Origin of the sequence: Mesorhizobium sp. ES1-4, assembly GCF_020164745.1 — a bacterium.
Classification (GTDB): Bacteria; Pseudomonadota; Alphaproteobacteria; order Rhizobiales; family Rhizobiaceae; genus Mesorhizobium.
This window is the reverse complement of sequence record NZ_JAIUGV010000009.1, coordinates 183500-207365: the sequence shown is the minus strand read 5'-3', so window position 1 is coordinate 207365 and position 23866 is coordinate 183500. Positions and strand designations below refer to the sequence as shown.

General features: G+C 58.8%; 13 protein-coding genes. 2 read left to right on the top strand and 11 right to left on the bottom strand.

The genetic code is table 11. From position 1 onward, the window contains the following. Positions 1–20: 20 nt before the first annotated feature. Genes LB556_RS19060 through LB556_RS19050 form a run of 3 tightly spaced genes read right to left on the bottom strand, consistent with a single transcriptional unit; the run spans position 21 to position 10444 of the window. The gene (locus LB556_RS19060) at positions 21–5921 is read right to left on the bottom strand and encodes a DEAD/DEAH box helicase (RefSeq protein ID WP_224569281.1); all 5901 of its coding nucleotides are present in this window, start codon (positions 5919–5921) and stop codon (positions 21–23) included. Between the two features lie 15 nt (positions 5922–5936). Further along, on the bottom strand, positions 5937–7955 hold the full coding sequence (locus tag LB556_RS19055; RefSeq protein ID WP_224569280.1) for a coiled-coil domain-containing protein: 2019 nt from the start codon (positions 7953–7955) through the stop codon (positions 5937–5939). Beyond that, entirely contained in the window at positions 7952–10444 is a 2493-nt protein-coding gene (locus tag LB556_RS19050) for a hypothetical protein (RefSeq protein ID WP_224569279.1), read from the bottom strand. Before LB556_RS19050 ends, LB556_RS19055 begins: the two co-directional genes overlap by 4 nt. 749 nt (positions 10445–11193) lie before the next feature. Here LB556_RS19050 and LB556_RS19045 point away from each other — a divergent pair. Beyond that, positions 11194–12072: an HNH endonuclease gene (locus LB556_RS19045; RefSeq protein WP_224569278.1), complete on the top strand. Its 879-nt coding sequence runs from the start codon at positions 11194–11196 to the stop codon at positions 12070–12072. Positions 12073–12214: 142 nt separating this feature from the next. Here the strand turns inward: LB556_RS19045 and LB556_RS19040 are convergent, their stop codons facing one another. The 7 genes from LB556_RS19040 to LB556_RS19010 form a co-directional block, all read right to left on the bottom strand. Beyond that, positions 12215–12664 (bottom strand): very short patch repair endonuclease, encoded by a 450-nt coding sequence (locus tag LB556_RS19040; protein WP_263485356.1) that lies wholly within the window; start codon positions 12662–12664, stop codon positions 12215–12217. Next, positions 12642–13814: a DNA cytosine methyltransferase gene (locus LB556_RS19035; RefSeq protein ID WP_224569276.1), complete on the bottom strand. Its 1173-nt coding sequence runs from the start codon at positions 13812–13814 to the stop codon at positions 12642–12644. The genes LB556_RS19040 and LB556_RS19035 overlap by 23 nt, the downstream gene beginning before the upstream one ends. Positions 13815–14027: 213 nt before the next feature. Beyond that, complete coding sequence (locus LB556_RS19030) at positions 14028–16241, bottom strand: DUF262 domain-containing protein (protein ID WP_224569275.1); 2214 nt, start codon at positions 16239–16241, stop codon at positions 14028–14030. Positions 16242–16414: 173 nt separating this feature from the next. After that, on the bottom strand, positions 16415–19144 hold the full coding sequence (locus LB556_RS19025; RefSeq protein WP_224569274.1) for an Hsp70 family protein: 2730 nt from the start codon (positions 19142–19144) through the stop codon (positions 16415–16417). Between the two features lie 283 nt (positions 19145–19427). After that, entirely contained in the window at positions 19428–20318 is an 891-nt protein-coding gene (locus tag LB556_RS19020) for a plasmid partitioning protein RepB C-terminal domain-containing protein (protein WP_224569273.1), read from the bottom strand. Then, positions 20315–21208 carry a plasmid partitioning protein RepB C-terminal domain-containing protein gene (locus tag LB556_RS19015; RefSeq protein WP_140898458.1) on the bottom strand — a complete coding sequence of 298 codons (894 nt, stop codon included), beginning with the start codon at positions 21206–21208 and terminating at the stop codon, positions 20315–20317. Before LB556_RS19015 ends, LB556_RS19020 begins: the two co-directional genes overlap by 4 nt. Further along, complete coding sequence (locus LB556_RS19010; protein ID WP_224569272.1) at positions 21208–22782, bottom strand: recombinase family protein; 1575 nt, start codon at positions 22780–22782, stop codon at positions 21208–21210. The genes LB556_RS19015 and LB556_RS19010 overlap by 1 nt, the downstream gene beginning before the upstream one ends. Positions 22783–22843: 61 nt before the next feature. Here LB556_RS19010 and LB556_RS19005 point away from each other — a divergent pair, with 61 nt between their 5' ends. Beyond that, the gene (locus LB556_RS19005) at positions 22844–23212 is read left to right on the top strand and encodes a hypothetical protein (protein ID WP_224569271.1); all 369 of its coding nucleotides are present in this window, start codon (positions 22844–22846) and stop codon (positions 23210–23212) included. Here LB556_RS19005 and LB556_RS19000 read toward each other — a convergent pair. Further along, positions 23189–23851, bottom strand: coding sequence for a hypothetical protein (locus LB556_RS19000; RefSeq protein ID WP_224569270.1), 663 nt, complete (start codon positions 23849–23851; stop codon positions 23189–23191). The genes LB556_RS19005 and LB556_RS19000 overlap by 24 nt on opposite strands. Between the last annotated feature and the right edge of the window lie 15 nt (positions 23852–23866).

The window sequence follows — 23866 nt, the reverse complement described above, 5'->3', positions numbered from 1 at the left end:
TCGCCGCAAGTTCATGATGCTCAGGGCGTATGCGGTGAACGAAGTCTTGCTTGCTCAATGGCCTTTACCGGGCGTCGGGCTACGTCGAAGGTGTCGACGAACCAAACCTCGTCCGCTCCCACGGACCGGACGGTCTCGGCGAGCGGACCTGTCGCCACAGAGTCGGTATCTAACCGCCAAAACGGGTGAACAAGCACGAAAGCCTCTCGACCGCGGCCATTGGGTTTGAAGAGCACGGGTAGATCTAACGGACCGTGACGCTCCACCGTGCGATTGTCAGGATCCAGGCGACGAATTTCTTCCGCCGCTTCCGCCGCCAGCCGATGCCAGTCGGCGAGCTCCGGACTGTCATCCCACCGTCCGTCGAGCCCCGCGCGCCAATCCGACTGAAGCAGCCCTCGAAGGAACCCGATACCAAGGCGCCAGTCTAACAGACCATGCCAACCACGGTTATTGTACCGTTGCAAGCATCTATAGCAGGACCTCGCGCATGCCCGAGGATGATCGTCTTGGAAAAACGGGCGTACCAGCCGATCTTCTACGTTGTTAACAAGGGACTCCACTAGGCTAGCGACCATGGGCCGGCCCTCCGCGGTCGAGGCAATGCGCCGGCAAAAGCCGGCGCCGTTAACAAGGTAATCAGCGATCTGCAATAAGGGTCGCCCGTCGCGCAGTCTTGGTTCGAGCGCCTCGAACTCCTCGGGGCCGAGATCCAATTCCAACGCCGCTCTCTGGACTAACAATTGGGTGGCCGATATAGCGGCCGCGCGCACGCTGGTGGCGTGAGGCTCACGTGTGCCGACGCGGTCGAAAGCAAGCCCCGGCGGCACATCCTCCATGAGCAGGTACAGAGAATCGGTCTTCTTGCGGGACATTAGCCGCACTGTGCTTGCCTCAAGCACCGCACCGGCCGCGTCGGTGGCGCGCTGCCACCGATTTGGATCAGCCGACTCATCGAGTAAGATGGCTTGGCCAGGCACCCGTGACACCCACGCCGCCGGACTTTCTTGAACCTTGAGGTTTTTCTGGACCACCTCGGCGACGACGAATCCCTCGGGTCCGTTCTCTCCGATCGGACCGCGGTTACGCCTTATTATACGAGCTCCCGCTCCGGTTGCGAAAGCGAAGTTGGCGCCCGCCACTGTCGTGGTCTCAATTGCTTCGATTTCGCTAGACGTCTCTCGCCAGACGGTCTGCCCCGACTCCTCATCTTGATCCACCGGGGTCGGCTGGAAGGAAGTCCGGAACGCTGCAGGCAGGTGGTAGAGCTCGAAGGCGTCGGGGGACACGTCGTTCTGGCAGTCGCCGCAAGGGCGAGCTTGGAACACTCGCTGGTCGGACGTGTTCGTGGCGCTGCAAACCGGACAGGAGGCAATCCACGAGCTGTCGCTCCACCAAATCGCAGCCGCCGAGGTCATTATCATAGCCCGGCCTTGAGTTCCCACTTGAATGCGGCCGAGAGCCGGAGTGAAGCCTATGACCGTGTGCTTGCGCTTATCGCGCACGAGGGATCGCCCAGGCGCAAATTCGTAAATGGCGAGGTCCATCTCTCGGTCAATCGTGTCCCAATCCGGCTCGCCCAGATCATTGGGCTCAATACCGACGTAGAGATCTCGCACCCGTGTCGGCATGCCGTACATCGGCAGCAACCCCTGCTCGGCGAGGAAGCTCGACAGATTACTTGCTGTGGTTCCGCCGAGTTCCGAAAGCGCCGCAATCTCGTTCATCAGTCGGTCCACCGTGGCGGCTGAGAGTAGGGCCTCTTCACGGCCCGGGACTCCCCAGCCTAGCGCCCTCGCGAAGGTGCGACGCGCGTCGTCCGTAGTTCGTAGGGCGTCGGCCAGTTCGTCGCCCCAACCTGCGTGCTCGTCATAAAACGTGGGGCAGAGCATGAACTCGCCATGAACCTCGGGCCTAGCATCGTCTCCCGGCCAATTAATGCCATGGGCGTCCCTTAGCCTGGCGAATGCGGCGGTTAGCCAAACTTTCCTGAGCAGCCGAAGCGGAATGGCCAAGTGATCAGTGGTCAGGAATGGCGGCGGCGGCGCATCGCCGGTGATCGCCGCCGGATGGGCGAAGTAGTGGAGATCATGACTCCGACTCCGACAAAGCGTGGCAACTAGGGAGAAGGCTTGGCCGCGTCGACCGGCCCGCCCGACCCGCTGTTGGTAATTGAACCGCTGGGGCGGCATGTTGGCCTGGTAGACCGCCTGCAGCGTCCCGATGTCGATCCCAACCTCCATGGTGGTGGTGACAGACAACATATCAATCTCCTTGGCTTTGCGGTCCAAGGCGGCGTCGTAATTACCGGCTCCTTCGACGAATATACCGCGAAATCGGCGAAGGCGCTCCGCTGGCGAACGGGTCTGCCCCGTCAACTCCTCACATCTTAGCCGGAACGCGCCATAGCCATCGTGCGTGCTTCGCTCAACTCTCTTTGCCAGAACATTACGCGCGCGCAGTTCCGCTACGGGCCCTTTGGGGCCGCTTGGCAACGGTTGTTGGCATCGCGTGCAGACACCGGTGCCACGGTGCAAGTGCGCGCGTGAGCAATTTTCACATTCCGTGTAGGGATGATCCGGACCGACCAGCCGAATCCGCAAGCGATCGGGCTCTATGAAGCCATTCACATGGCCGAGCGCTGACAGGCGCGAGAGGACGTCGTCCAATTCGGTGTGTGCGTCGCCCGCTGCACTGGCAGCTGCGAAGTCCCGAACTCGGCGAGCGCCTACTGCGTGAGCATCTGGCCAATCTTTTCGACGGTCGTTTCTCTCCACCCACTTGTTGCCCAGGACTCGATAGGCATCGGCGAACACCCGTAGGTAGGCATCCAGACGGTCGGCACCGTTTTCCTGCCGGGGGAAAAGGGTCGGGTAGCCCAGTCCAGTTTCCTCCAGAGCAAAATAAGTCTTCGCAAAAAGCACGTCGTCCACGAGCGGGCGTTGGTTACGGGTAACGGCCAAGCGAGCTTCGGCGATCGCGAGTTGATCCCCTTGAGATATCCAGTCGACCCGCTCGTCGGTCTCTCGAAACAGTTCCTGCCATTCGAACTGCGACGACTGCTGGCCTGAGGAGACGTTGGAAGGAATTTTCGAGATCCCGATTTCGTCGGTCGGGTGCATACCCAGGCCAACCATCCGGGAGAGCAAGGGACTTGCTTGGATCTTCGCCGGTGCTCCGGCCTGAGGAGCCGTTTCCACTACAGAGGATAGGGGAATACGGTCAGAATCGCCGCGTGCGCGGGTCTCAGCGACCCGTGATGTAAGCCGGGCGAGTTCCACTTCGTCCCCGCGCTCTAGCGCTGCAAGTCGCCCTGAGTTGAGCTCGGCTACCGACTCGATTGGCTGTGCGGCGATCTCCCGCAGGGCTTCGAGGAGCAGTTGGCGGCGGCTGTCTTGATGGTGCCGGCGCTCAATGTCGAGCGCGGCGCGCGACGCATCTTGTCGACTATCGGAGAACACCACCGCCTTGGCGGGATCGCCGCTCGCGTGAAGAAGCTCAAAGATTTCTGTCGCGACCAGCTGGGAGCTTTTGGCGAAGCCGGTGCGGAAATTCCGGATCGGCGATTGCCGAAATTTGGCACTGCGCCCGGAATAGTCGGCGCCACAGGCAGGACAACAGTTCGGGCCTGCGCTGCCCAGCCGCCGAAGTTCCCGACTACCTGGTCGCCGGGGCAGGTGAAAGAGGCGCCCTTCCACCCGATCTCGACCGCTCTCGCCTCCCCGATTGACCACACCGTTGCGCGTGTCGAGTACGGTCTCCACCCAGGTCTCGGTCGTGTTATCTCCCTGTTTTGGTTCCCGACGCGACGGCCAGAAGATGGCAAAATCTTCATATGAGAGATCTTCGTAATTGCCCTCGCCTCCGGTTTCGGGAAGCGACTCAAGATCGGGAGAAGCAGGCAGGAGCTCGACCGGCAACCCCGGACCCATCGGGTTTTCGCCCCGCCGGCCGCCGACGAACTCCTCACCGCACGCCTCGCAATAAACAAGCTCGAAAATCCGGCGCAGATCGCCGCCATCATGGGCGTAGGTAGTCCCGCGCTCGACGGTCACGCCATCGAACTCGATACCCCCGCCTACGGTGACGGTCGGGGTAGCGAACAGACCCTCAATGCTACGGATGAAGATGTGCTCTCGAAAGCTGGTCACGCCGTCCCGCACATTTACGCCGTAGAGTTCCCTCAGACGCTCACCGATACCACGCAGCAGGGTAAGCCCCCGAAGCGCCTTCATTGAACCGTCCACGGCTCCGAAGATCCTTATGGCGAGTTCGTCGGCCGCGGTGGCACGCATTGCAGGGCCGTCGGCCACGCGACATGCGTGCGCCAACAGCGCGGCCGCTCCCTCAACCGCCTGTTGGACGGCGGCCGGCCGGTCCGACCCGCCGCTGTTCGGTGAGAGCACGGCTCCGCAGGCGAGGATCGCGGCGTCCAGCTCTTCGGTGCGCGCCACCCGGCCCACGTAGTCCTGGTCCGGCGCGAGCACGTCAACGAGTGTCTCGAACGGCCGACCGTCCATCGGCAGAGCACCTTCAATGGCGTCGATCTCCGGCTCGCCCGTCACTATGGCCTCGGCCCACGCTTCCTGGTCAGCCGCACCTTCGATTCCCGGGGCCGGATAGGTCCCCATGGGTCCGAAAAAGTCGTATAGATACCTCAAGCTGCGTTCGCGCTCCACTCCGCTCAGCGGCAAGGAGGCGCTGGAGGCCAGAACGCGCAGCTTGTGGCGGGTTTCGGGCCGATCTAGCCCTAGGCGGTGAATGAGTGCGCGGATAAGGCCCGCCACCTCGGTACCCGCAGACCCGCGCACCAAGTGAAGCTCGTCGAGTACCAGGAAGAAGTAGGAGTCTTTCTCGCGTTCGAGCCAGGCGCGGGTCTGATCGAAGATCGGTTGCTCGATCTCGCGGGAAAGCATCGCCCCGAGCATCGACACATTGGTTACCAGGAGGTCGGGCGGAGTGGCCTGCACGTCCCAGCGGGCGATCAGCTCAGCGCCGTCGGCCGATGGGAACAGATATCGAGTCGGGTCCTCGTCCAAATGCCGCTGATCGTGACTGCGGGCAAGCTCCTGGTCTTCCGCGTAGCTATTTATCGCATCCGCGACGCGCTTGACACGCCGGGCGGCCGCCTCTTGTTCCCGGCGCGTATGCCCACGGCGAGGATGCTGCAGGTGCCCTGCTACGGGCGTGGCGCTGGTGTAACGGGCGAAGAATAGGCGATTGCCTGCGAATCGGCGGTCCATGACCTCGTTAGCTTCGGGCGAATCGAACGCTTTTCGCAGTCTGGTCAACTGGTCCTCGACCAGTGCGTTCATGGGGTATAGGACGAGCGCGCGAAGAGCTTTAGGGCGATCAGGGTGCTCGTGCTCGCGATGATGACGGAACTGGCTTGGTGTTGTCCGCCACCACTCGCCCTGCAGATAACCGGCACCGGGTGCCGGCCAACGGACGGCTTCTTCCGCCATGGTGGCCAGGATCGGGAGCATGAAGGCCTCCGTCTTCCCTGAACCAGTCCCCGAGGTGACTATGCCGGGGTGGCCCGGCCGAGCGCCTCTTGCTAGCATCTCCATCTGATGGAGGTACGGTTTGAAAAGATGGGTCCTCAGGAGTTCATCATCGCCCGGCACGCCAGGGAAAAGGCCGGAGACCCCAAGCTCTGCGAACGCCCGCCGTCCTTCTCGCGAGAAGTGTGCGAGCGGGTTTTCCCCAACCATGGTCGTCACGAAATCCGACAGGGCGTGGTTGGAAGCCTTGTAACGGGGTACCGGTTCGATAAATGGCGCCGTTGCCAAGGTTCCGCTCGATCGCAGCAGCGCCCGCCGTCTATCAGCAAGCGTCGGGCGTCGAACCCGGAAGGCAGTATCTAGATAGGAAATGTAGAGCTCGCGAATGCGCTCGAAGCCACCCAACGGATCCAGCATGTTTCCCCATCCTTCTCAGACTTTGTTTCCGAGCCGTTCCCGCAGCCATGAGCTACCGGCAAACAATCCAGCGGACGCCTCGTTCTTCAGCCCTGCCACGGCCGCGGCGAGGCTCGCCGCTCGCTCCGCTCCCAGGACCCAAGCCGCGCGATGAACCTGACACGCAACCTCCAAAACGGCAGCCGAGGCTTCCAATTCTGCTACGGTGAAGAAGTCCATTACCTCCGCGGCCGTCGGCTCGGGCGCAAGGAGCGCATTGAGTCGGGTTGGCTGCGGGGTGGCGCCGACCGCGCGGCTAAGAAGCCTGGGCGAGGCGCCGTCTGTGGCGAGCGGGCAGAGCGCGACCACCTCAGGCAAGGCGCCGCGCCAATCTCGGTCAGGATCCACCGACGCAGTTCCAAGGCCGGCAAAAATAAGTAGATTTCGAGGGCGTCGTGGATCCTGCATCACCTCAAGGAGGCCGGGCACCCAAAGCGCTGTGGGCGTACGATGAAGCCCGTCCAGAAGCACTACGTGGAAGCGCGCGGGATCTAGACGCGCCGCCGCCCATGTTTTTGCGAAGCAACTGTGTCGCGCCGATCCCGGACAGTGCCAGAGATCGTCGAGTGAGATAACTGACGGATCGAGCACATGGCGGCCGTATCCCCCGCCCGCAACCAGATCGGCATAGCAGGCTACAAACGCTGCAGCGCTCCTGTCTGGCAGGACCACGAGCCGCCCCCCTCTAACCGCGACGTCCGCCAGTAGGACGTCGTCGACGGTATAACCCCATCTAATTGCCGTCGCCTGCAGGATTTGATCGAACTCGCTCCAGGGCTTGATCTCACCGCCCGAAACGTGCGGCGTCGCCCACGGCGGCCCGCCTTCGGCCGCCACTTCAAAGGCGGCCCCTGCCTCGCCCAGCTTTGCAGCGAGTCGGCGGCCCAAGACGGCGATCCTTGCGTCTGCATCGGGCGGCAGTTCGCCCAGTTCTCCCAGCAACTGGGTGAGCTCCTCGGAAAGGGTGGAGCGCGCCTCGTCCAAGGCCACGCGTTCTCTGTCGAGCTCCGCTCGTCTCGCTACAACATCCGTCGCCAGGGCCGCTACCTCTTGTGCCAACCGGTCCCGCTCTCCGCTTCGGTCTTCTAATTCGTGAAGGAGATTGGCCTCAAGCTCGCGCCGGATCTCACCCTCTAGCTCCACCCTGCGCTCGGACAACTCGGCAGCCAAGCGGTCACGGATGGGCGTCAAGGTACTAAGTGTCTCGACGATTTCGTCCATGGCTAGGACGTTCTTTCCGACGGACGGTGCAAAAGTTTGCAGTCGTTCACGCATCGGCTCAAGATCACGACCGCTATTCGGAAGAAGACCCGCTCGATCGAACTGCATGACGATTTGTCCGATCTGGGCGCGCGTAGGCGCGCTAGGCCCTTGCTGGCTCGTCTTGCGGAGCCGCTTCAGTACGGTATCTAGGAACTCCGTGTCGGGGCACCAGTTCACAGCACCCATAGCCGCGCCGACGGTTGAGCCGGGCACTGTCACCCATCGCTCCTCCACCTGATCACCTTCGAACAGTCGCTCGTCAAAGGCGTACGTCTGGAGGTGCTCCAGCCCGCTGGTGTCGGCGACCCAAAGGTCGCTAGAGGGATGGCGCACCATCTTCACTAAGACACATAGCCCGCCCGCGAGTGCCGCTACAACGCTGTCCGATCCGGCGAGCAGCCGCGGCTGTCCAACTTCAACCAACTGACGCCGGGCGGTTTCGGCGTCGGCCTTTCGGAAGTCGAGGACCTCGCAAACTTCTCGCGGGTCGACGACGACGAACTGATCCCGATCCTGAGTACCTTTCCCGTTCGGCTCCACCCTAAAGGCAACCAAACATCGGCTGCTAAATCCCTGCAGTCGGGGCGCGAACGCACGCCCTTCCGTTGGAAGGGCCTTCGACCATTCTCGGTAAACATGCCAGGTACCCGATTCGGCGAGCGCAAGCGGATCGACACGAGTGTAAGGCCTGGGATCGAAGGCGGGACGACCGAGGAAGAGATGGTCACTCATGATAGAAACTCGCGCTGCAAACGCTCACCCCAGACTAGGCGTCCACCGTTTCGCCGTCGGGCGACGATCAGGTCAAGGAAATCGAGGGGGTGGCTCCCACCCTTGACGCTTACTGCGGATCCGAGTGTCCGCGCCACCCAAGTTGCCGCCTCCGCGTCAGCCGGGTAGGCATAGGTCCAACTGCCGTCGCTTTGCAGGACAGGACCGGATGCCTGTGACGCATGGGCGACCAGCGCCCTCGCAATTTCCAACGGCAAGTGCCCGCTCCGCGCAAGACGACGAAACTTCCCGTCCTGCCAATCAAACAATAGCCGAGTCGACCGGCGGTATGCCTCAAGGATCGCTGATGTGCGCGAGCTTGCGAGGAGCGTTTCGCCTCGGCCATTGATTCGGTAGATGTCGCGATCGTCGCCGCGCGCACGCACTAGCCGCTCCAAGCGGACGAGATTGGTAGTCGCCCGATCGTCGGGTGAAACGAAGAGGCCGGAATCGAACGACCAAACTCCCGCCAGTTCACGACCCTGTCCCGACCGCGGCTCCACGGGCCAGCAGTTCGGTGCAGCAGCTAGCTGAGGGCGCTCCGGATCAGTGATCGGCCACTGCAGCTCGCGAGCCAGGTCCGCGGCCGATACACCCTCGATAAGCGGCAGAGAGATAGCCCATTCGGAGACCCCTGGTAGGAATGTTAGCTGTCCACCCGCGGCGCGGGCCACGTCCCCAAGTCGCCAGCGAGCGGCGGCGCCCAACGCTCCGGCCACGACCACACTCTTCGGTGCAATCTCTCTTAGGTGCGGTGGGCGAAGCCGCCACAGCCGCGCTCGCCATGACTTGAGGACGAAGGGATCGAGCCATGCCGCCTCGGCCAACCCACGCAGAAAATCCCATACGAAATGCTTGTGGGGCATGACGGGAAGCAGCAGCCGAATCAGATCGGCCTCGGACCATCCCTTCGCAGGACCGGCGTAAATCGCTTCCAGCGCATTGTCGAGCTCGGGCCTGATGCTCGGGAGTCCGACTTGGGGGGAGCATGGCTTCCAAAGCGAGACGCCAACGGTAGAAACGTCATGTTCGGGTTCGAAGCGGTCATCGAGACTTCTGAACTCCCAGCGTTCACGCGCCGTCGGTTCGAAGCATATCACCTTCTCAGTTTCGCTCCCGCTTTCCACGGCGCGCACGCGCCAACGGCCAGAGAGCGGAGCTTCCGTGACGAGGTCCCATGAAGGCGCGGTCCCGGCGACCGAAAGCACGCCTTCGGCGCCTTCGACCGGCTGTACAACCAGGGTGCTGGTGGACGAAGCGAAGATTTGGGGCAAAAAGCCGGGTCGGCCCAGCCACGTAGAGTGGTCAGTCTTTACCCCCTTTTCGAAGGTAAGATCCACGAGACGTGCTTCGCCCACCGGCGCGAGGCCTAGGCTCCGACGCAATGCACTCAACGCCGAACCGTCCAGCCGGCCAGAGGCGAGCCAGGGTCCCTCGAGGGGGCGCCACGCCGTGCGCAGGGGCCATTTAGTGGCAATACTTCCTTGGCGCGCGAGGAGCAGGGCGAAGGTATCCTCGGGCGGGCTCTCCTCGTCCAACACCCAGGTCATCCCTGGCGCCTCCGAAAGGAGCAACACGCCATGATCCAGCGCATCCGCCAAACCTTTAGGCAAGGTCTCGCGGGGCATTGCCTCAAGTTCCTGCAGCGCGCCCTCCCATGAGGACACCAAATCCATTACCCCTCGTCCACGAAATAGTTTTAAACGGGCGAGATCGAGTTCGTAGCCCTCGAAGCGAACCTCCAGTCGCCAGCGCACCCGGCTCCCCCGCTCTTCCTCCCCAGAAAGTCGAGAATCAATGCTCTGCACAAGGCGCCAGAATCGATGACCCACAAGCATTCGCCGCCGCAAGCGTACGGCTGCGTTGAAATCGTGTAGCGCCGACGCCACCGCTTGAGGCAATTCGTGCGCATATCGGCTGCGGGTCAATTCTTGAGCCAACCGGTCAGGAGACCGTCTGACATCGGGAGACACGGCGCGCAAAATTTGTGTCAAAGCGCTTCGGTCCTCCCATGAGGGAAAAGCAATCCTCACGGCAATGCCGATCAGGTTCGCGTTCCCAGGCGAGGGGAGGTCGATCCGCCGGTAGGGTTCGCCTGCGGCCCGCTTGCGTTCGCACCAACCGGCCAAGGCGCGCCACAACGCGTTGACGCCGGAGACTGAGTTGAACGGGCTGTCGACTCCGAGCAGTTCCCCAAGCCGGATCCGAAAGTTGTGCGTCTCGCCGGCTCCCGTTTCTGTAGCCGAGACCAGGGCTGTCAATACCAAGAAGCGGAAATAGCCAGGTATAGCGCCATCGCGACTGGAAGGCACCCGGCTACCGGACAGCCAATCGGAGATGTCCCAACGATTGAAGTGCGCGAGGAAGCCCCTCTGGGCGTCTTCATCGCCGAGACCCTCTATGCCGCTGGCCGTGGCGATCTCGGCGGGTGTAGCATCGAGGTACGACATTGCCGCTCCGCCCGACGGGCCGTCGGACTTTAGATAATGAAGGACAAGCCGCATCTCCCATTGTTCAGGAGACAGCAAACGATTCTGCCTACCAACTCGTAGCGTCGACACGCCAACACTCCCCCCACCCTCGCGGTTACTTCGATAATCTGGCCCCTTCTACACCTTCCATGTTAAAAGCCCAGGCTGCAAGTCGGTCTGTAGAAATCCAGCCGGACGCAACAGTATTGGCACTTGAGATCGAAGCCGGAACGCCTCCCTCGACCGAGCCCACATATTTCAACAGCTCCTACTGCCTCGGCTGCAATACTGCCGCGCAGCCTAATGGTGATCGGCGTCATAGCGCCGGGTATTCGACGATCTGCCCGGCGCGCGACGTGCCGGTCACGCTCAAGCAAAGTTGGTGACCCTCGATCCAGCTGCTGTCGGGCGATCCATCGCATTTGTGCTCCCGGGCAACATTGGCACCGATGCTTTTGGAGGTCCTTGACCTCGTGATCGATCGAAGTTGCCGACATCAGTCTATCCCGTGCCTCGCTAGACGTGGCTTGCGCAGTGGTATTTCGCGCCGAGTGACGCAAGTTCTTTCAGTCGGTGTGTGCAGCTCAGCCCGCTTCGACAGTGTTATGTCCGCGGCATACTTGCCAACGAGAAGTGCGAAGATGCATCTAGGCGAAATGCGATACTGGTGGGTAAATCACGCACAAACCGTGCGCCAGGAAATTGCGGGAGGATACCTCTGGTCCCCCGTGACTGAAGCTAATGGCGCGCGCAGTCGCTTCTATGACAATATGCGCGTGGCAGGTCCAGGCGATATAGTCCTGTCGTATGCCGATGGTCGCGTGGGTCGGATCGGCATCGTCGCCGATTTCGCGATAAGCTCGCCCAAACCGGAGGAATTTGGGTTGGTTGGCACCTATTGGAGCTCGGTCGGCTGGCTGCTCCCAGTTCAGTGGCTCAAGGCCCCTCTGGCGGTCCGACCCAAGCTCCTGATTGCGCGGCTTGCGCCTGTCCTCCCCCCGAAGCACTCACCGATACAGCCGACGACAGGTAATGGCAACCAAAAAGCATATTTAGCTGAAGTCGGCCGCGCCGTCATTGACCTAATCTTTGAAGCGGCAAAATTTACTTTCGCCGATATTTTCGTGACGCCGATCAAGACAGTCTCTGATTTCGCGGAGACACTTGACGATCTCGTCGAGAGGAACATTCGGGAGGATAAATCTCTTGACCGGACTGTCCGTGAGCAGCTAACGCGGGCACGACGCGGGCAAGGTCTCTTTCGCAAACGGGTGCTCGACATCGAGCCGGTCTGCCGCATCACAGGTATTGAGAAGCCCAACCTGTTGATTGCGAGCCACGTTAAACCATGGCGAGCCTGCAGCACCGCAGCCGAACGACTCGACGGCTTCAACGGGCTGATGCTTGCACCCCAGGCAGATTTCCTCTTCGATCGTGGTCTGATCGGATTCGAGGACGATGGCCGGCCGCTTTTCTCGTCCCAGCTAGCGGAGACCGATGCGGCCAAACTCGGCCTCCGCACTATCGAGCGGCCGCTACAGCGGCCGTTCCCGAACGAGAGCGGGGCCTACTTCCAACACCACCGCAGTACAGTCTATATTCCCTGAGCGCATTCCTGCTTTCTCACGATCAGATCGGTTTCGCCCCGCTACGAGCGATGAAATCATCACTTCAGAGCCGATTGGGCCGTAACCGCGGCCTATGCAGCCGAAGCTGCAGGCTCCGCATCGAGCCATCGCCGTATAGAGCTCATAGGGGCGCATTTTTTATCTTAGGTTCGACGATACGCAGCGTATGTTCGATATTGTCAATCGCGGCCTCTATCGTTTCGTGCTCCCAAACTCGAACAACAGTCCAGCCTAGTTCCTGCAACCGCCGATCCGTATCTCTATCGCGCGCAATATTGGCCTCGATCTTTTCACGCCACCATTCAGCGTTGTTCTTGGGCCACGTACCATGTAACGGACAGCCGTGCCAAAAACAGCCATCCAGAAATACGGCGACACGAGCGCGTGGAAACACGATGTCGACCGTCCTCCGCGAGTTCGCCAGAAGTCGGCGGTGCAGCCTGAAGCGCAGGCCGCGTCGATGCAGAGCGGATCGCACCGCCCGTTCGCGCGGATTGTTTCGACCAGATGTCGCGTTCATTCGCTTGGTGGTCGCCGCAGAGATCGGGTTAGGATGCTTCGGCCTCGTCATGCATCTCGATATGGTGAGTTAAGTCCAGGCGAAAAGCCTCCTCGTAACGGAGCTTGCTTCGCTCAAGGCGGGAAAGGAAACCGGCGGTCGCCCTTCGGGACAGCGCCTTTACGCCGTGCGTCAGAAATGTCGCTAGATGCTGTTGCGTTGCCATCTCGGGCCATTCCGACACCGACGCTTTGCCCCTGCGGCCGTCCATGCCCCAAGCGGCGCCCGGCCATCGCGCTTGATCGGCGAGATCGGGATCACCGTCGGCGTCATAGCCGTCCATTGTCATCAGCCGTCTGGCGACCCAGCCGGCAAACGGCACGCTGACGGCATTGCCAACCAGCCGCCAACGCTGGCGTGCACGTTGGGCATCCTCGCCCGGGACGTGCGTCCAACCCGCTTCGAAGCCTTGCAGGCGTTCAGCATCCTCGATCGTGGGCACGGCGATTAGCCGCCGAAGAGGAAACCATATTGCCGGCGGCGATGGGATATTTAGTGCCGAGCCCCCTTTAAGAGGCGGGGTGGCATCGATGGCCCACCCTAGGCCAGTATTGCCTTCTGTCCAGTAGAAGCCGCAGGCGTGGGAACCGCGCTCGTCAGGCTGCGGGGCTGCGGCATCGACGCCGAGGAGAGCCGGACGAGGATCCTTCATTCGTGACGCTAAGATCACCACACGACGCCGGCGTTGCGGGAGCCCAAACGCGCGCGCATCGACCGTGCGATATGCCCAGGCAAACCCCATCGCCTCCAAAGCCGTCACAATCCGATTAATCGCACGGCCACTATCAAGACTCAGCATAAATGGAACATTCTCAAGGACAAGCCAGGTCGGCCCTGGCTTGGCTTTGGCGAGCAGGTTCAGCACGACATCGATTAGACCGGAGTTGGGACCGGAAATGCCCCTGCGGCGGCCCACCTGACTTAGATCTTGACAAGGGAAGCCGGCGGTCAAGACATCGCAGTTCGGCAGAGACCTTAAAGCCCGGACATCGTCGACCAGGGCCGCTCTCGGGAAGCGCAGCGCGAGGATCTCGCGTGCACGCGGATCGACGTCGCACAAAAGGACGCTCTGATGGCCTTGGCTATGGAAGCCCTGCTCTAATCCCCCGACACCGGCAAAAAGCCCGACAACCGCCATCTGCTTTGTGGCAGGCTTAGCCAAGGCGCAATGCGGGTTAACTCCCGCACAGGGCGCTTGCGCTTGCCCGTCGATGATTGATTTCGAATACACTTTTATCGACTGACCCACGAAGGGAGGGAGCGGTTTCAGCCAAGCCTATAACATGCATCCCATCTCCACTCGAGTAAAATCGGCCAGCTCAATACTCCAGTCACGACCTTGCGGTCGTGACTGGATTCGATCGTCGGGTTAGCGTCAGCGAAACCGTGCTTTTACATAATCAGTCACAGAATTACCGGAAAGCTCGGCGGTAGCGTTAGCACCACGGACGAAGAACCTATGCGCCGGCCCGTCCTTGATGAAAGCGGCCTTCGGCCCAGCCTCACACTGCACGACCATCACTCGCGCGCCGTCCTGCTCATCAAAATGTGGATGGATGTAAGGCAGGAACAGTTCTCCAATCCGGTCGCGAATCAAATTGACGAGGTGCAACGCCATCTTGTCCTCGTTAGCGAAGCCATCGGGATTCAAGCCAACAACCTTGCCATCGTCGCCGACGCCAATCATCAGCGTACCGCCCTTGGCGTTGAGAAAGCCCGCAATGGTTTTAAGCGACGCCAGGTGCATCTTATCATCCACCTGACCAGTGTGAAGATTGGTCCGCAAGGTCGACTTAAATTCAACGGCATCGGTTTCGCCATTGGCCAACAATGCCTCAATCGAGACCCTGACGGGCGCTTCTGGCTCGACATCGCCGCAGAGTCTGCGGTGCGCCTCGTGAACAAGCTGGGCCATCAGGCCCCGTCGCTCACGGAGAAAATGTTGATACTCCATCTCCCACCAGTTCGCCGGCAAGGCGTGCCAGCGCATCATGTCAGGACGGTCCTTGGGCGACAGCGCGGCGTGGAGTGTAGGAGCGTAGGCCGATGGCGGCTGGTCACTAATCTTCAAGTTGTCTGGCCATTCCACCAAGGCAAAGTTGGCTATCTGGTTGACTTGTCGCAGGTCCGTAATCGCTATCTTCGTCAGGTACCCGCGTGGAAATAGATGGTGCTGCTCGAAGGTGGCCTTCGGTCCTTTCAGGGACGGGTCAATCATGTCCGTAATCTTGAGGGGGCTATATAGTGCTCGGGCACCCAAAAGGATAAGCGAAGCCTGGTAGGCAAAGCGCGACGGACTCCGGGAAGCAGACGTGGCAAGGTCGCTCGGCAGGGTGATGGTCCAGTAGTCGCTAGTAAGGGTCGTGGAACATATCTCGCGCAGCTTGGCCAGATAGGCTGGTCCATCGGGGATCCCGCGCAATTGGGCCAAGTCGAAATCAAATTTCGTCTCCGGGCTACTGGTATACCGCCCAGTCAAAGATGCCATAAAGAAGAACTCGGCGATGGCTTGCCGTAACTCCTGCTTATCCAGCGAGTGATCGACCAGCCCGATCAAATACAGAACGTAGGAGTAGATAATTGCAGTTTCGGACGAGATCATCCCCTCGTGCCGATAACCGGCTAACGTCAGCGCGCCGAGAAAGTGGTGCCAGTTAGTAAGATTGAGTGATCTTGCCTGCGCCTCAGTCAAAAGCGCAAACTGTGCATCACGCTTTTCGATATCAACCTCGCCAGTCACTGCGTCGCGCCCGCGCAGGACGCTGTAGACGTTTTGCAGTCGGGCTCGTTTCAAACCCAGTCCGACCGTTGCTCGCAGTAGCTGGTCCGGAGAGGGCTTCAAGAAATGGTTAAACCCAGAAGGCTTAGCCTGGCCTCCAACTGAAGCCGCCTGGGCGAAGTCTTCCAACTCGGCCCGACCCTTATCCCAGAAGACAGACATAAGAGTCATAATGAAATCGGATTGGTTGAGCTTCTTGCCTTCGCCATTTATGCGGACAAAGACCTCGGCAACCATCTCGGCATTGACCGACGCTTTGAGCGTCAGCGTGGTGAACGAGTACTGGGGCAAACCCTGCAACTTGCTGATAGCTGACTTGGCTTTTCCGATTTCGGTGGTGGTGAGTTCGCGAACGGAGGTGAGATCTGCGATGAACGCATCGGCGAACACAAAAATATCGAATCCAGGCTCCCAGAGTATCGAGATATCGGGGATGTATGCCTTGTCCTTCAGGATTGATGCATCAGACACATCGAAGCGCTCCTGAAGCGGATTAAAGGCGATTCGGATTCGCTCCTTGTTGAAATTTGATCTGAGGACTTCTCGGCCCTTAACAACGGCGAACAACGATGTCAGCCGCTGCTGCCCGTCGACGATTGCAAGCGAAGGGGCGTTATGGTGCTCTTTGCTGCCAATTGTCTTCGCCGTGCTTTCTGCACCCGTTTCCCAGAAAAGCAGGTATCCCACAGGATAGCCCCGATAAAGAGAGTCGAAAAGATTCCTTACATTCTTGTTTGGCCAGACAAACGGGCGCTGGATATCCGGCAATCCGATTTTTCCGTACTCGATATCTTCCACTAAGGAAGACATTGGATACGCCGTAGTTGTAAATAGAGCCACATTACCCTCTTTTGATCAAACGTTCCGAAACCGGACGCCACGATTTGCTTGGTGTGCCTTTAAGTTTCTAGAGAATGTAAAAATTGTTCGCGCTGAGCGAGGCTCTGAGCAGGCAACTTGGCGGCCAACCCCTAGTTGTACCGTTAGTCCAAACCGGAAAAGGCCAAGCCTCGCAACAAACCTCTATGCTGCTCGCGCTCCCGCATTGCGGATATGAATGCTGCCGTCTCTCCCAGCTGCCCGCCTGGCGAAATTATGAACTCACCGCCCGGCTGAACGGATTTGAAAATAAACCCATTTGGTTTGGAGGTGTCATACTCGAAGAGGTCGATCTCACTGTGGTGACCGGAAGCGTTTAGCCCCCAAAGATACCATGGGGCAAGGTTGATCGCCGTTCCATCCTTCGGGTTGGCAACATAGACATCCTCATTAGAGAACGGGATGAGACCCTCGTATTCATGTACATGAATGAACGTCTGTGATGGACCTCGCAACTCTCGGAACAGCCCTTTGAAACTTCCCTGGCTAAATCTTTTCGGGGTTACTCCCTCGAACACGCCTAGACAACTGTCGCTAAACGCCTTGGCAATAACGTTACCCAGCAGACCCAAGAAGCTCACATAGTCTACGTTTGAGCTACGTCCATGTTTTGAATTGGCAATCTGATCAATCCACTGGTTTATTGTGGGCAAGTGCTTTTGGGTTAAGGGCAGCAACGCTGAACAATAGGGCAGATCGGTGCGTGCGGTCTTAAGGCAATTCTTAAGAATTGCCCAAAGGGGACCTGCCGATCGATGTCCCATCCCCTTAAAATGCGAGCTGTTCACCTTCGCTAAGGTACAGTGTTCTGCCAGGACCAAGTAGGCTGATAACGTCAGCATTGCTTCGACCGCTTCTCTACCTCGGTCAAGCCGCCGGAGTGCATCCTTCTCGGACATATACCTGGCCAACGGTGCTGCTGCGGGATAGGGCAGCTCACTCACAAGCTCGGCTAGCTCAAGCCAATTGGCGCTTTTTGATCGCTCTTCAATCCACTGGATGTCAGCACTGCTCACGAATGAACAGGCTGACGTGCTCGTTCCAAAATCAAAGCCGAGATATGTTTCCCCTTGTACTTCTTCGGCAGCAAACGTCATGTCCATGAAAAATGGATTGCCAACGGCACTGCTTCCGTCTCTCAGATTGTCCTTCCCATAAAAAAAGCGCGGCTCAGCTGTGCCGTCCTCCCGCACGACCAACTCGATTTCGATCCCTTGCTGGAATACGGCACCCCGTGGAGTTTGCACCTTAGTTTCTACAATATTATGGCGCGATTCCAAGTCATCGGGGTCGAAAGACGACCGCATGAAATAGTAATTCAAGTTGTGCTTGGGCGGTTTGGAAAGGCGGACCTTCCAGCGCAAAGGTTGGCCCATAAGCCCCCGCAGGCTACTCGCTGCGGGAAGCAATACCGCCTCGTCATATTCCTTTGGCTCGCGCCCGTCATCTTTTAGGTTTTCGCTGACTGGTCTAAAGCGCTTTCTCTCGAGCTCTCCTTCATCAGGTCTGAGGAGCAAGCAAAGGCGATTATAGGTTACAGCACGAAAATCACCTTGGCCGCCAGTGTAGTACCGGCGCGCGCATTCAGTCGCGAGGCCCTTCGCCACTATTTCTGCAAAATTTTCGTTTAGCTCCAATATCTGAGCATTAATAAGTTGAGACTTCAGATCTCGTTCAAGCAGAGATCGAAGCCATCGGATGTTTGACGATCCTCCCGATAGCAAAACGACCGAAATATCTTGCCCGGCTAGGGCATCCTTTGATCTATCAATTGTTCGAGATACCGCATCTCGAAGCTTTTCTGCCCACACCCGATCCGTGTAAAATTTCTGTATTCTGGCAGCATCTAGCCTCTTGTTCCCACGAGCTGACCGCCCATCGAACGGATCTACCGGAATTGAAATAGGATAGGGAGCTATCCCAGACAAGTCCGCCGAAATACTCCAATTTGCAATACTGTTACAAATCGCAATCTTCGCGCGCTCAACCTCCTGAAGCAATACCTTCATGTGCTTGAAGAACGCCCTCTTCTCCTCGCTCCACTCACCCATTTCTTCTTCATCGGCATTCTTGTGCTCATAGAAGAAGGTGAGCGCCTTCCGCACCTTGGATTTTTCTACGCGAGGTCCTATTACCGAGAATAATAGGTCCTCGGCCAGTATCCTGTTGATGAAGAAACCTCCAACCTGGATAGAGGTCGCGCCTAGAGGCCGTGAGTTGACCCCGCCGCCACTGATGTCGCCAGCTTTCGTCGTTTCAACCACGGAAACATCAAAAGTTCCGCCACCAAAATCAAGAACCAGTGCGACGTGCTTTCTTTGCTCCGCAACAGCCGGATGGCGTAGACCATATCGATAGTACTGGAAGACCGCGAAGGGCTCCGGCATGAAGTCAATCTCTTCGAATTTCCCGTAAAGAGCCTTCTTGATGGATTTTCGATAATGAGAGAGCCATGACTCGTCTGCGAGTTCAGAGCCCCCGAGGGAGAGAGGCTCGGCGATTAGAATCCGCGTCGGGACGGGCAACCCTTGCGAAGCAAGCCAGCCGTTTATCTTCTTTAGTGTCTCATCGAAGAAGTCTTTGGCTAACCCTACCGGCGTGCGTCGCGGAACATTAGTCAAGCTGGAACGGCTGACCAAACGGTCTGGGTCATTGTTGCCGAGTTCGATCTTGAAATCTTCGATCAGCAGTTCAGGAGAGGTGCAACGTTCGCGCGCGTCTCGACCGACATGCGGCTTTTTCCCTTCGTAGAACAATGCAGTCGGAATCACGTGGCTCTCGTCAATCCGCGCCAACTGCACCGAACTGACAAATGGTAGTTTCTTCAAGGACATTCCAGCACTCCCCGCTGGATGACAACCACATCGAGGCGTTATCTTCAAGAGGGTTTAAGCAGCGTGAGAATCCGAACCCTTGTTATACACACAAAGCACTAATGCTGCTCGTGAGAGGCGCCAAGAATGTGCGGAAATAATGCAAGCCGGCTAGCCGACGCGATGTTAGGGCGCTGGTCGGTGACCAGGTGAGATCGGGCGCTTCCGCCGGCATTCACCTGCATTCGACCCTAGGATTGCAATCCTCGCCGCGGTCTCCGGGTTTATCGCGGTTCACTCCAGGTCACGCTGCCTTCTGGACCTCGGCAATTTTTTGGAACTCCGCGAGAATGTCCGGATGACGATGTGCCAGGTGCCGCACCACCTTCGCGTTCTCGAGTAGACGGGCCACATACCCGGTCGCGAGGATGACGTCCAAGTGATCGCTTCCGTAATCCTGCTCAATCGCTTTGAACTCTCGGTCGAGCGTGGCCGATTCGCCCTCCATCATGTCGATCTGCTGCTGGCTTAGGCCCTTTACCGTCTTGCTGCCTCGCACCAGCTGGCTCTCAGGTGTGGCAGCCACCAAGGATTTCGCGTAGCTGATCGAGTATTTGTTCATTGCTATCATCAGCTCGGCTGCCTCGATTTGCCTGATCGATTTCAGTTTTTTCAACTCTCCGAACGTGTTGATCGGCACGTGTCTGTCCTTAAGCAAGTCCACGACTTCCGGACAGATGCCCTCCAGCAGGCTGCGTTTGTGGCGGATGCTGGTTATGTTGACGTTCAATGCCCTCGCGAGCCGTTCCTCAGACACGCCTTTCTCAATGGCCTTCAGGATCATTTTGTGTTCTTGGATGATCGCAATCCGGCTGATGCGCTTGTTGTATGTGAACGCCTCGTCTTCGGTGGCCACGAGGCACACGACTTCGGTCTCGCCACGCGCTCGCAGGATGTCTACGCGTATGTGGCCGTCAAGCAGGTGGAATCGATTTCGGTCAGTGCTGTCCCTGACCACCACCGGCGGCTCGATGATGCCGACCTCGGCAATGGAAGCAGCGATCTGGGCATACTTCACGGACTTTAATACCGAGGGTGTGAGTTGCCTAAGAGGCAGTATCTCATCGATCGAAATACGCAGGCTCGCTTTTTCGAACGCGATTTTCACGAGAGCTGTTTTTGCCGCTGTGCTCATGGATTTGATGCCTCTAACCGATCTAGACGCTTCGCCAAATTCTTGGGCAAGCTCGTTAGCCCCTCGTTGGTGAGAAGGTCCCGGAACTCTTCGTCTTGCAGCAGCCTTCGCAGGGCTTCAGCAATAAAAATGAGGCGGTTGCTCGCTGCCTGCGCACGCCTGATCAGCAGGCGTTTCCTATCAGTGTCCTGTTGATACGCGCGAACGAGGGCATCGGTCGACAGCTTCCTTGGCTTCAAATGAGGGTTGCTCTTCAGGCGCTTGCCCTGAACGCGCCGTTGCTCCACAAGCCGTTTCGCCGCAAGGAGTTTTCGTCCTCGAAGTAGGTTCTTCTCATAAGCATTCTGTAGCGCGCTCTGTATATCCTGGTCATCCGCCTCCGCGATATCAAGCGCGACGCTGAAGGGGATCTGGCCAGATTCAACCGCTCGCAGAAGGCGCTGCTCACCCTTCTCAAGAAGCTTGACCACTGCATGAACGTACTCCGTCGTAAGTCCCGTCTTCCTTGCAATGTCAGGTATCGGGTGCCCTTGCTGTTTCATTCTGCCGATATCGTTCAGAAGATCGATGGCTTGATGTTTGCGCCGAGCGCAATTCTCCACCAGGCTGGCTACGAGACAGTCTTCGGGGTCGGCAGTGACGACAAGAGCTGGGACCTGCTGTTGGCCAAGCGCCTTGTAGGCCTCCAGCCTACCCTGTCCGCAAACCAGATCGTAATACGGTCCTCCCGCCTCGGGCCGGCGCGCGACTGTAATCGGCCTTTTCAGGCCGATTTCAGAGATGTTGTCGACGATATCTCTGAAGACTCGTTTGTTGCGTATCCTGGGATTGACGACCGCAATCCTATCGACTGGGATCATCTCAACCCGCTGCGCCGGCATTGCGGTCATCACGCTGCCTCCTCTATAGGAGTTCGTTGCGACATTGCATAAAGGGTTTCGAGAGTATCGAAACGGTATGCATCGAGTGACAGCCCGTTGTGCTCGCAGAGGCGCAAGACGGCCGTATGCATGTCCAAACGGGGAAGCAGGTAATAATCCCGCGGCTGCGCGTTTCTTGGATCCATGCGTATTGCGACCGTCAAATCGGGGTTCAGCGCCGTATCCAACCGCAGCTTCCAGCGAAGTGAACCCGCCCCAGTATGGAAGCACCTGACGACTACAATGCAAGTGGTGAACTCGTGGTTCACCGTCAGAATGTCCGTTGACGGTTCCTGTTCGACAGTTCCCCCGGCCGCCTTAATTCCCTCGATCACTTCTGCCACCACATTAGGATGCATGCGTCGCAGGGCTCGGTTTGTCTCCAGGTAGCGATAGTCGTGATCCGGAACGAACCCGACGAGAGCATAGGCGCGAAGCAAGCTGCCGAAGCGCGACAGATACGAGCTGCTCGAGGGGCAGTCCTCTGCCTCGTCGATAATCATGCCGGAGAGATAGCCGTTCCTGGCCAGAATTGTGCCGAGGAGGCCCAGCATGGCCTCGTCCGACAGACGCTCGGACCTTGCTGCTATAATGGATTGTGCCCGGATGAAGGACTCTTTGTCGACAATCGGCTCGAACACCCCATCGGCGCGTATCCAGGCATCATCTGGATTCTGAACATGCGACTGTTTGAGCTTGAACGACGTGCGCCCCCACACGTTGTTTCCGATGTATTTCTCGTTAATGAGGAGCTGATGGACCGTTCCTCGCGTCCAAGGCCGACCTAGGTCTGATATGACGCCCCGAGCGTTCAAAGCCTGGGCAATCTCCAGTTCGGAACGGTTCTCAGCTATGAACTTGCGATAGACTTCTCGTACGATGTCGACCTCCTGTTCCGGTCCAGGGATCAAGATGACCCGGTCGGTCGCGATGCTTTTTTGTTCGCCGCGGTCAAGTTGCGCTTTCCGAGTATGGTTCTGATCGACAAGGACACGCCGCAGACCGTATCCAGCGGAGCCGCCTTGCCGAAATCCAAGGCGGATCAAATTAGCCTGGCCTGCGAAAACTTTCACGGAGAGTTCGCGGCTATATTCGCCGGCCATCGCCCGCTTGACCGTTTTGACTATGGAAGAACCGATGCTGCCGTCGTTCTCGAACTGCTCGGCGCAGTAGTGCACGCGGATTCCGGCGTGCTTGCATCTAAGCTCGATGGCGGCCGCTTCGTCAGGGTCTTGAAAACGTCCCCATCGGCTGACATCGTAAACAAGGATTGCTGCGTAGTCCGCGCGACCGCTTTCAATGTCGCCCAGCAGGGATTGCAAGGCGTCCCTTCCAACGAGGCGTAGGCCACTTTTGCCCTCGTCGGCATAAGTCCGAACGATCTCGAAGCCGCGCGCGTCGGCGTACCGCTGTATTGCCGACGCTTGGTTGTCGGTCGAATACTTCTGGTGTTCGGTCGACATGCGAACGTATTGGGCGGCTCGAATCCTGGAACGCGGGGCCCGGGCTTCGCTCCCACCCGTCTGGTTCCAATTGATTACCATCTCGGGCCACATGCGGAAAAGCAGGAAGCTGCAAGATACTTTAGCTCAAGGAGCCGGAAATATGTTTCCGAAAAGCGGCAATAAACTTCCAGAGGGACCCGTTTACGCGACCGAAATCGCCTATGCGGCTGCAGTCGCCAAAGCATTGGCATCCGAGGTCGGCACCAGCCGGTTAGCGACCAAAACCGTAATGCTCTGGACGGGTGCGAGTGACCGTAGTGCAAGGCACTGGTTAAACGGAGATCATGGCCCTGGAGGCTTGCACCTCATCCTACTGGCTAGGAACTCGCCAGCGGTAATGAGGACGGTAATGCGGCTGGCCGATCGGCAAGCGTTCGAATTGGCAATTGAACTCTCCGCCGCTCGCACAGCTCTCATTCGAGCCACCGCGATCGTCGAAGCTCTTTCATCCGATGGCGAGGAAATTTGATAGATCGTTTCGCATTCCCTTGGACCCGTCTGCCTCTCTTCCGATTTCAGTCTTGTCCAAAGTGATCGGACGCGCTCGGCCAGCCGATTTGCGCGTCCGATCCGCCGGGCGGTATACCGAAATAACGAGGGGCTGCCGCAACCGACCTGCGACAGCTCTAGCAATCCGCCGCAAGTCCAGCGTGGCATGGGCGCGCGAACCATCGGGAAAGCGCGACTGTGCCCGACCAGCTAGCTGGATGCACATGCCATACTCAAGCAGTGCAAATCGATACGGTTCGTGATCCAAAGACGCCGCGAATGCGTTTGCCATAATCCCCATATGGCGCGGAGCATGGACCAACTTGCCATGCGCCCCCTGCCTCTGGGTCGCTATGGCTTTTGGGCAGACGTCGAACAGGTGGAATACAAGGTGCTCTGACACCAGTTTTGTGAAGCGCGAGAGGTATCTGTCGCGCACACCAGCCTTCGCTAGAGCCGCCGCTGCCGCAGCGTCGATCAGGGCGTATACATTCTTTTGCGCTACCACTACTTTCTGATCCACCCACTGCTCAAGTTGAGCCTCGTCCACCCCGGCCAAACGTGCGATCTCGGCACGGTCGAACTCTACAAACTCATTTTCAATAACACCATCACACATGAGCGTACTCCTTAC

Bases quoted from the DNA above. Each gene is read 5' to 3' on its own strand.
- LB556_RS19060 (WP_224569281.1), bottom strand. From the start codon at position 5,921: ATGCTGGATCCGTTGGGTGGCTTCGAGCGCATTCGCGAGCTCTACATT.
- LB556_RS19055 (WP_224569280.1), bottom strand. From the start codon at position 7,955: ATGAGTGACCATCTCTTCCTCGGTCGTCCCGCCTTCGATCCCAGGCCT.
- LB556_RS19000 (WP_224569270.1), bottom strand. From the start codon at position 23,851: ATGTGTGATGGTGTTATTGAAAATGAGTTTGTAGAGTTCGACCGTGCC.
- LB556_RS19020 (WP_224569273.1), bottom strand. From the start codon at position 20,318: ATGAGCACAGCGGCAAAAACAGCTCTCGTGAAAATCGCGTTCGAAAAA.
- LB556_RS19030 (WP_224569275.1), bottom strand. From the start codon at position 16,241: ATGTCTTCCTTAGTGGAAGATATCGAGTACGGAAAAATCGGATTGCCG.
- LB556_RS19025 (WP_224569274.1), bottom strand. From the start codon at position 19,144: ATGTCCTTGAAGAAACTACCATTTGTCAGTTCGGTGCAGTTGGCGCGG.
- LB556_RS19050 (WP_224569279.1), bottom strand. From the start codon at position 10,444: ATGTCGTACCTCGATGCTACACCCGCCGAGATCGCCACGGCCAGCGGC.
- LB556_RS19010 (WP_224569272.1), bottom strand. From the start codon at position 22,782: ATGGTAATCAATTGGAACCAGACGGGTGGGAGCGAAGCCCGGGCCCCG.
- LB556_RS19040 (WP_263485356.1), bottom strand. From the start codon at position 12,664: ATGACGAGGCCGAAGCATCCTAACCCGATCTCTGCGGCGACCACCAAG.
- LB556_RS19005 (WP_224569271.1), top strand. From the start codon at position 22,844: ATGTTTCCGAAAAGCGGCAATAAACTTCCAGAGGGACCCGTTTACGCG.
- LB556_RS19015 (WP_140898458.1), bottom strand. From the start codon at position 21,208: ATGACCGCAATGCCGGCGCAGCGGGTTGAGATGATCCCAGTCGATAGG.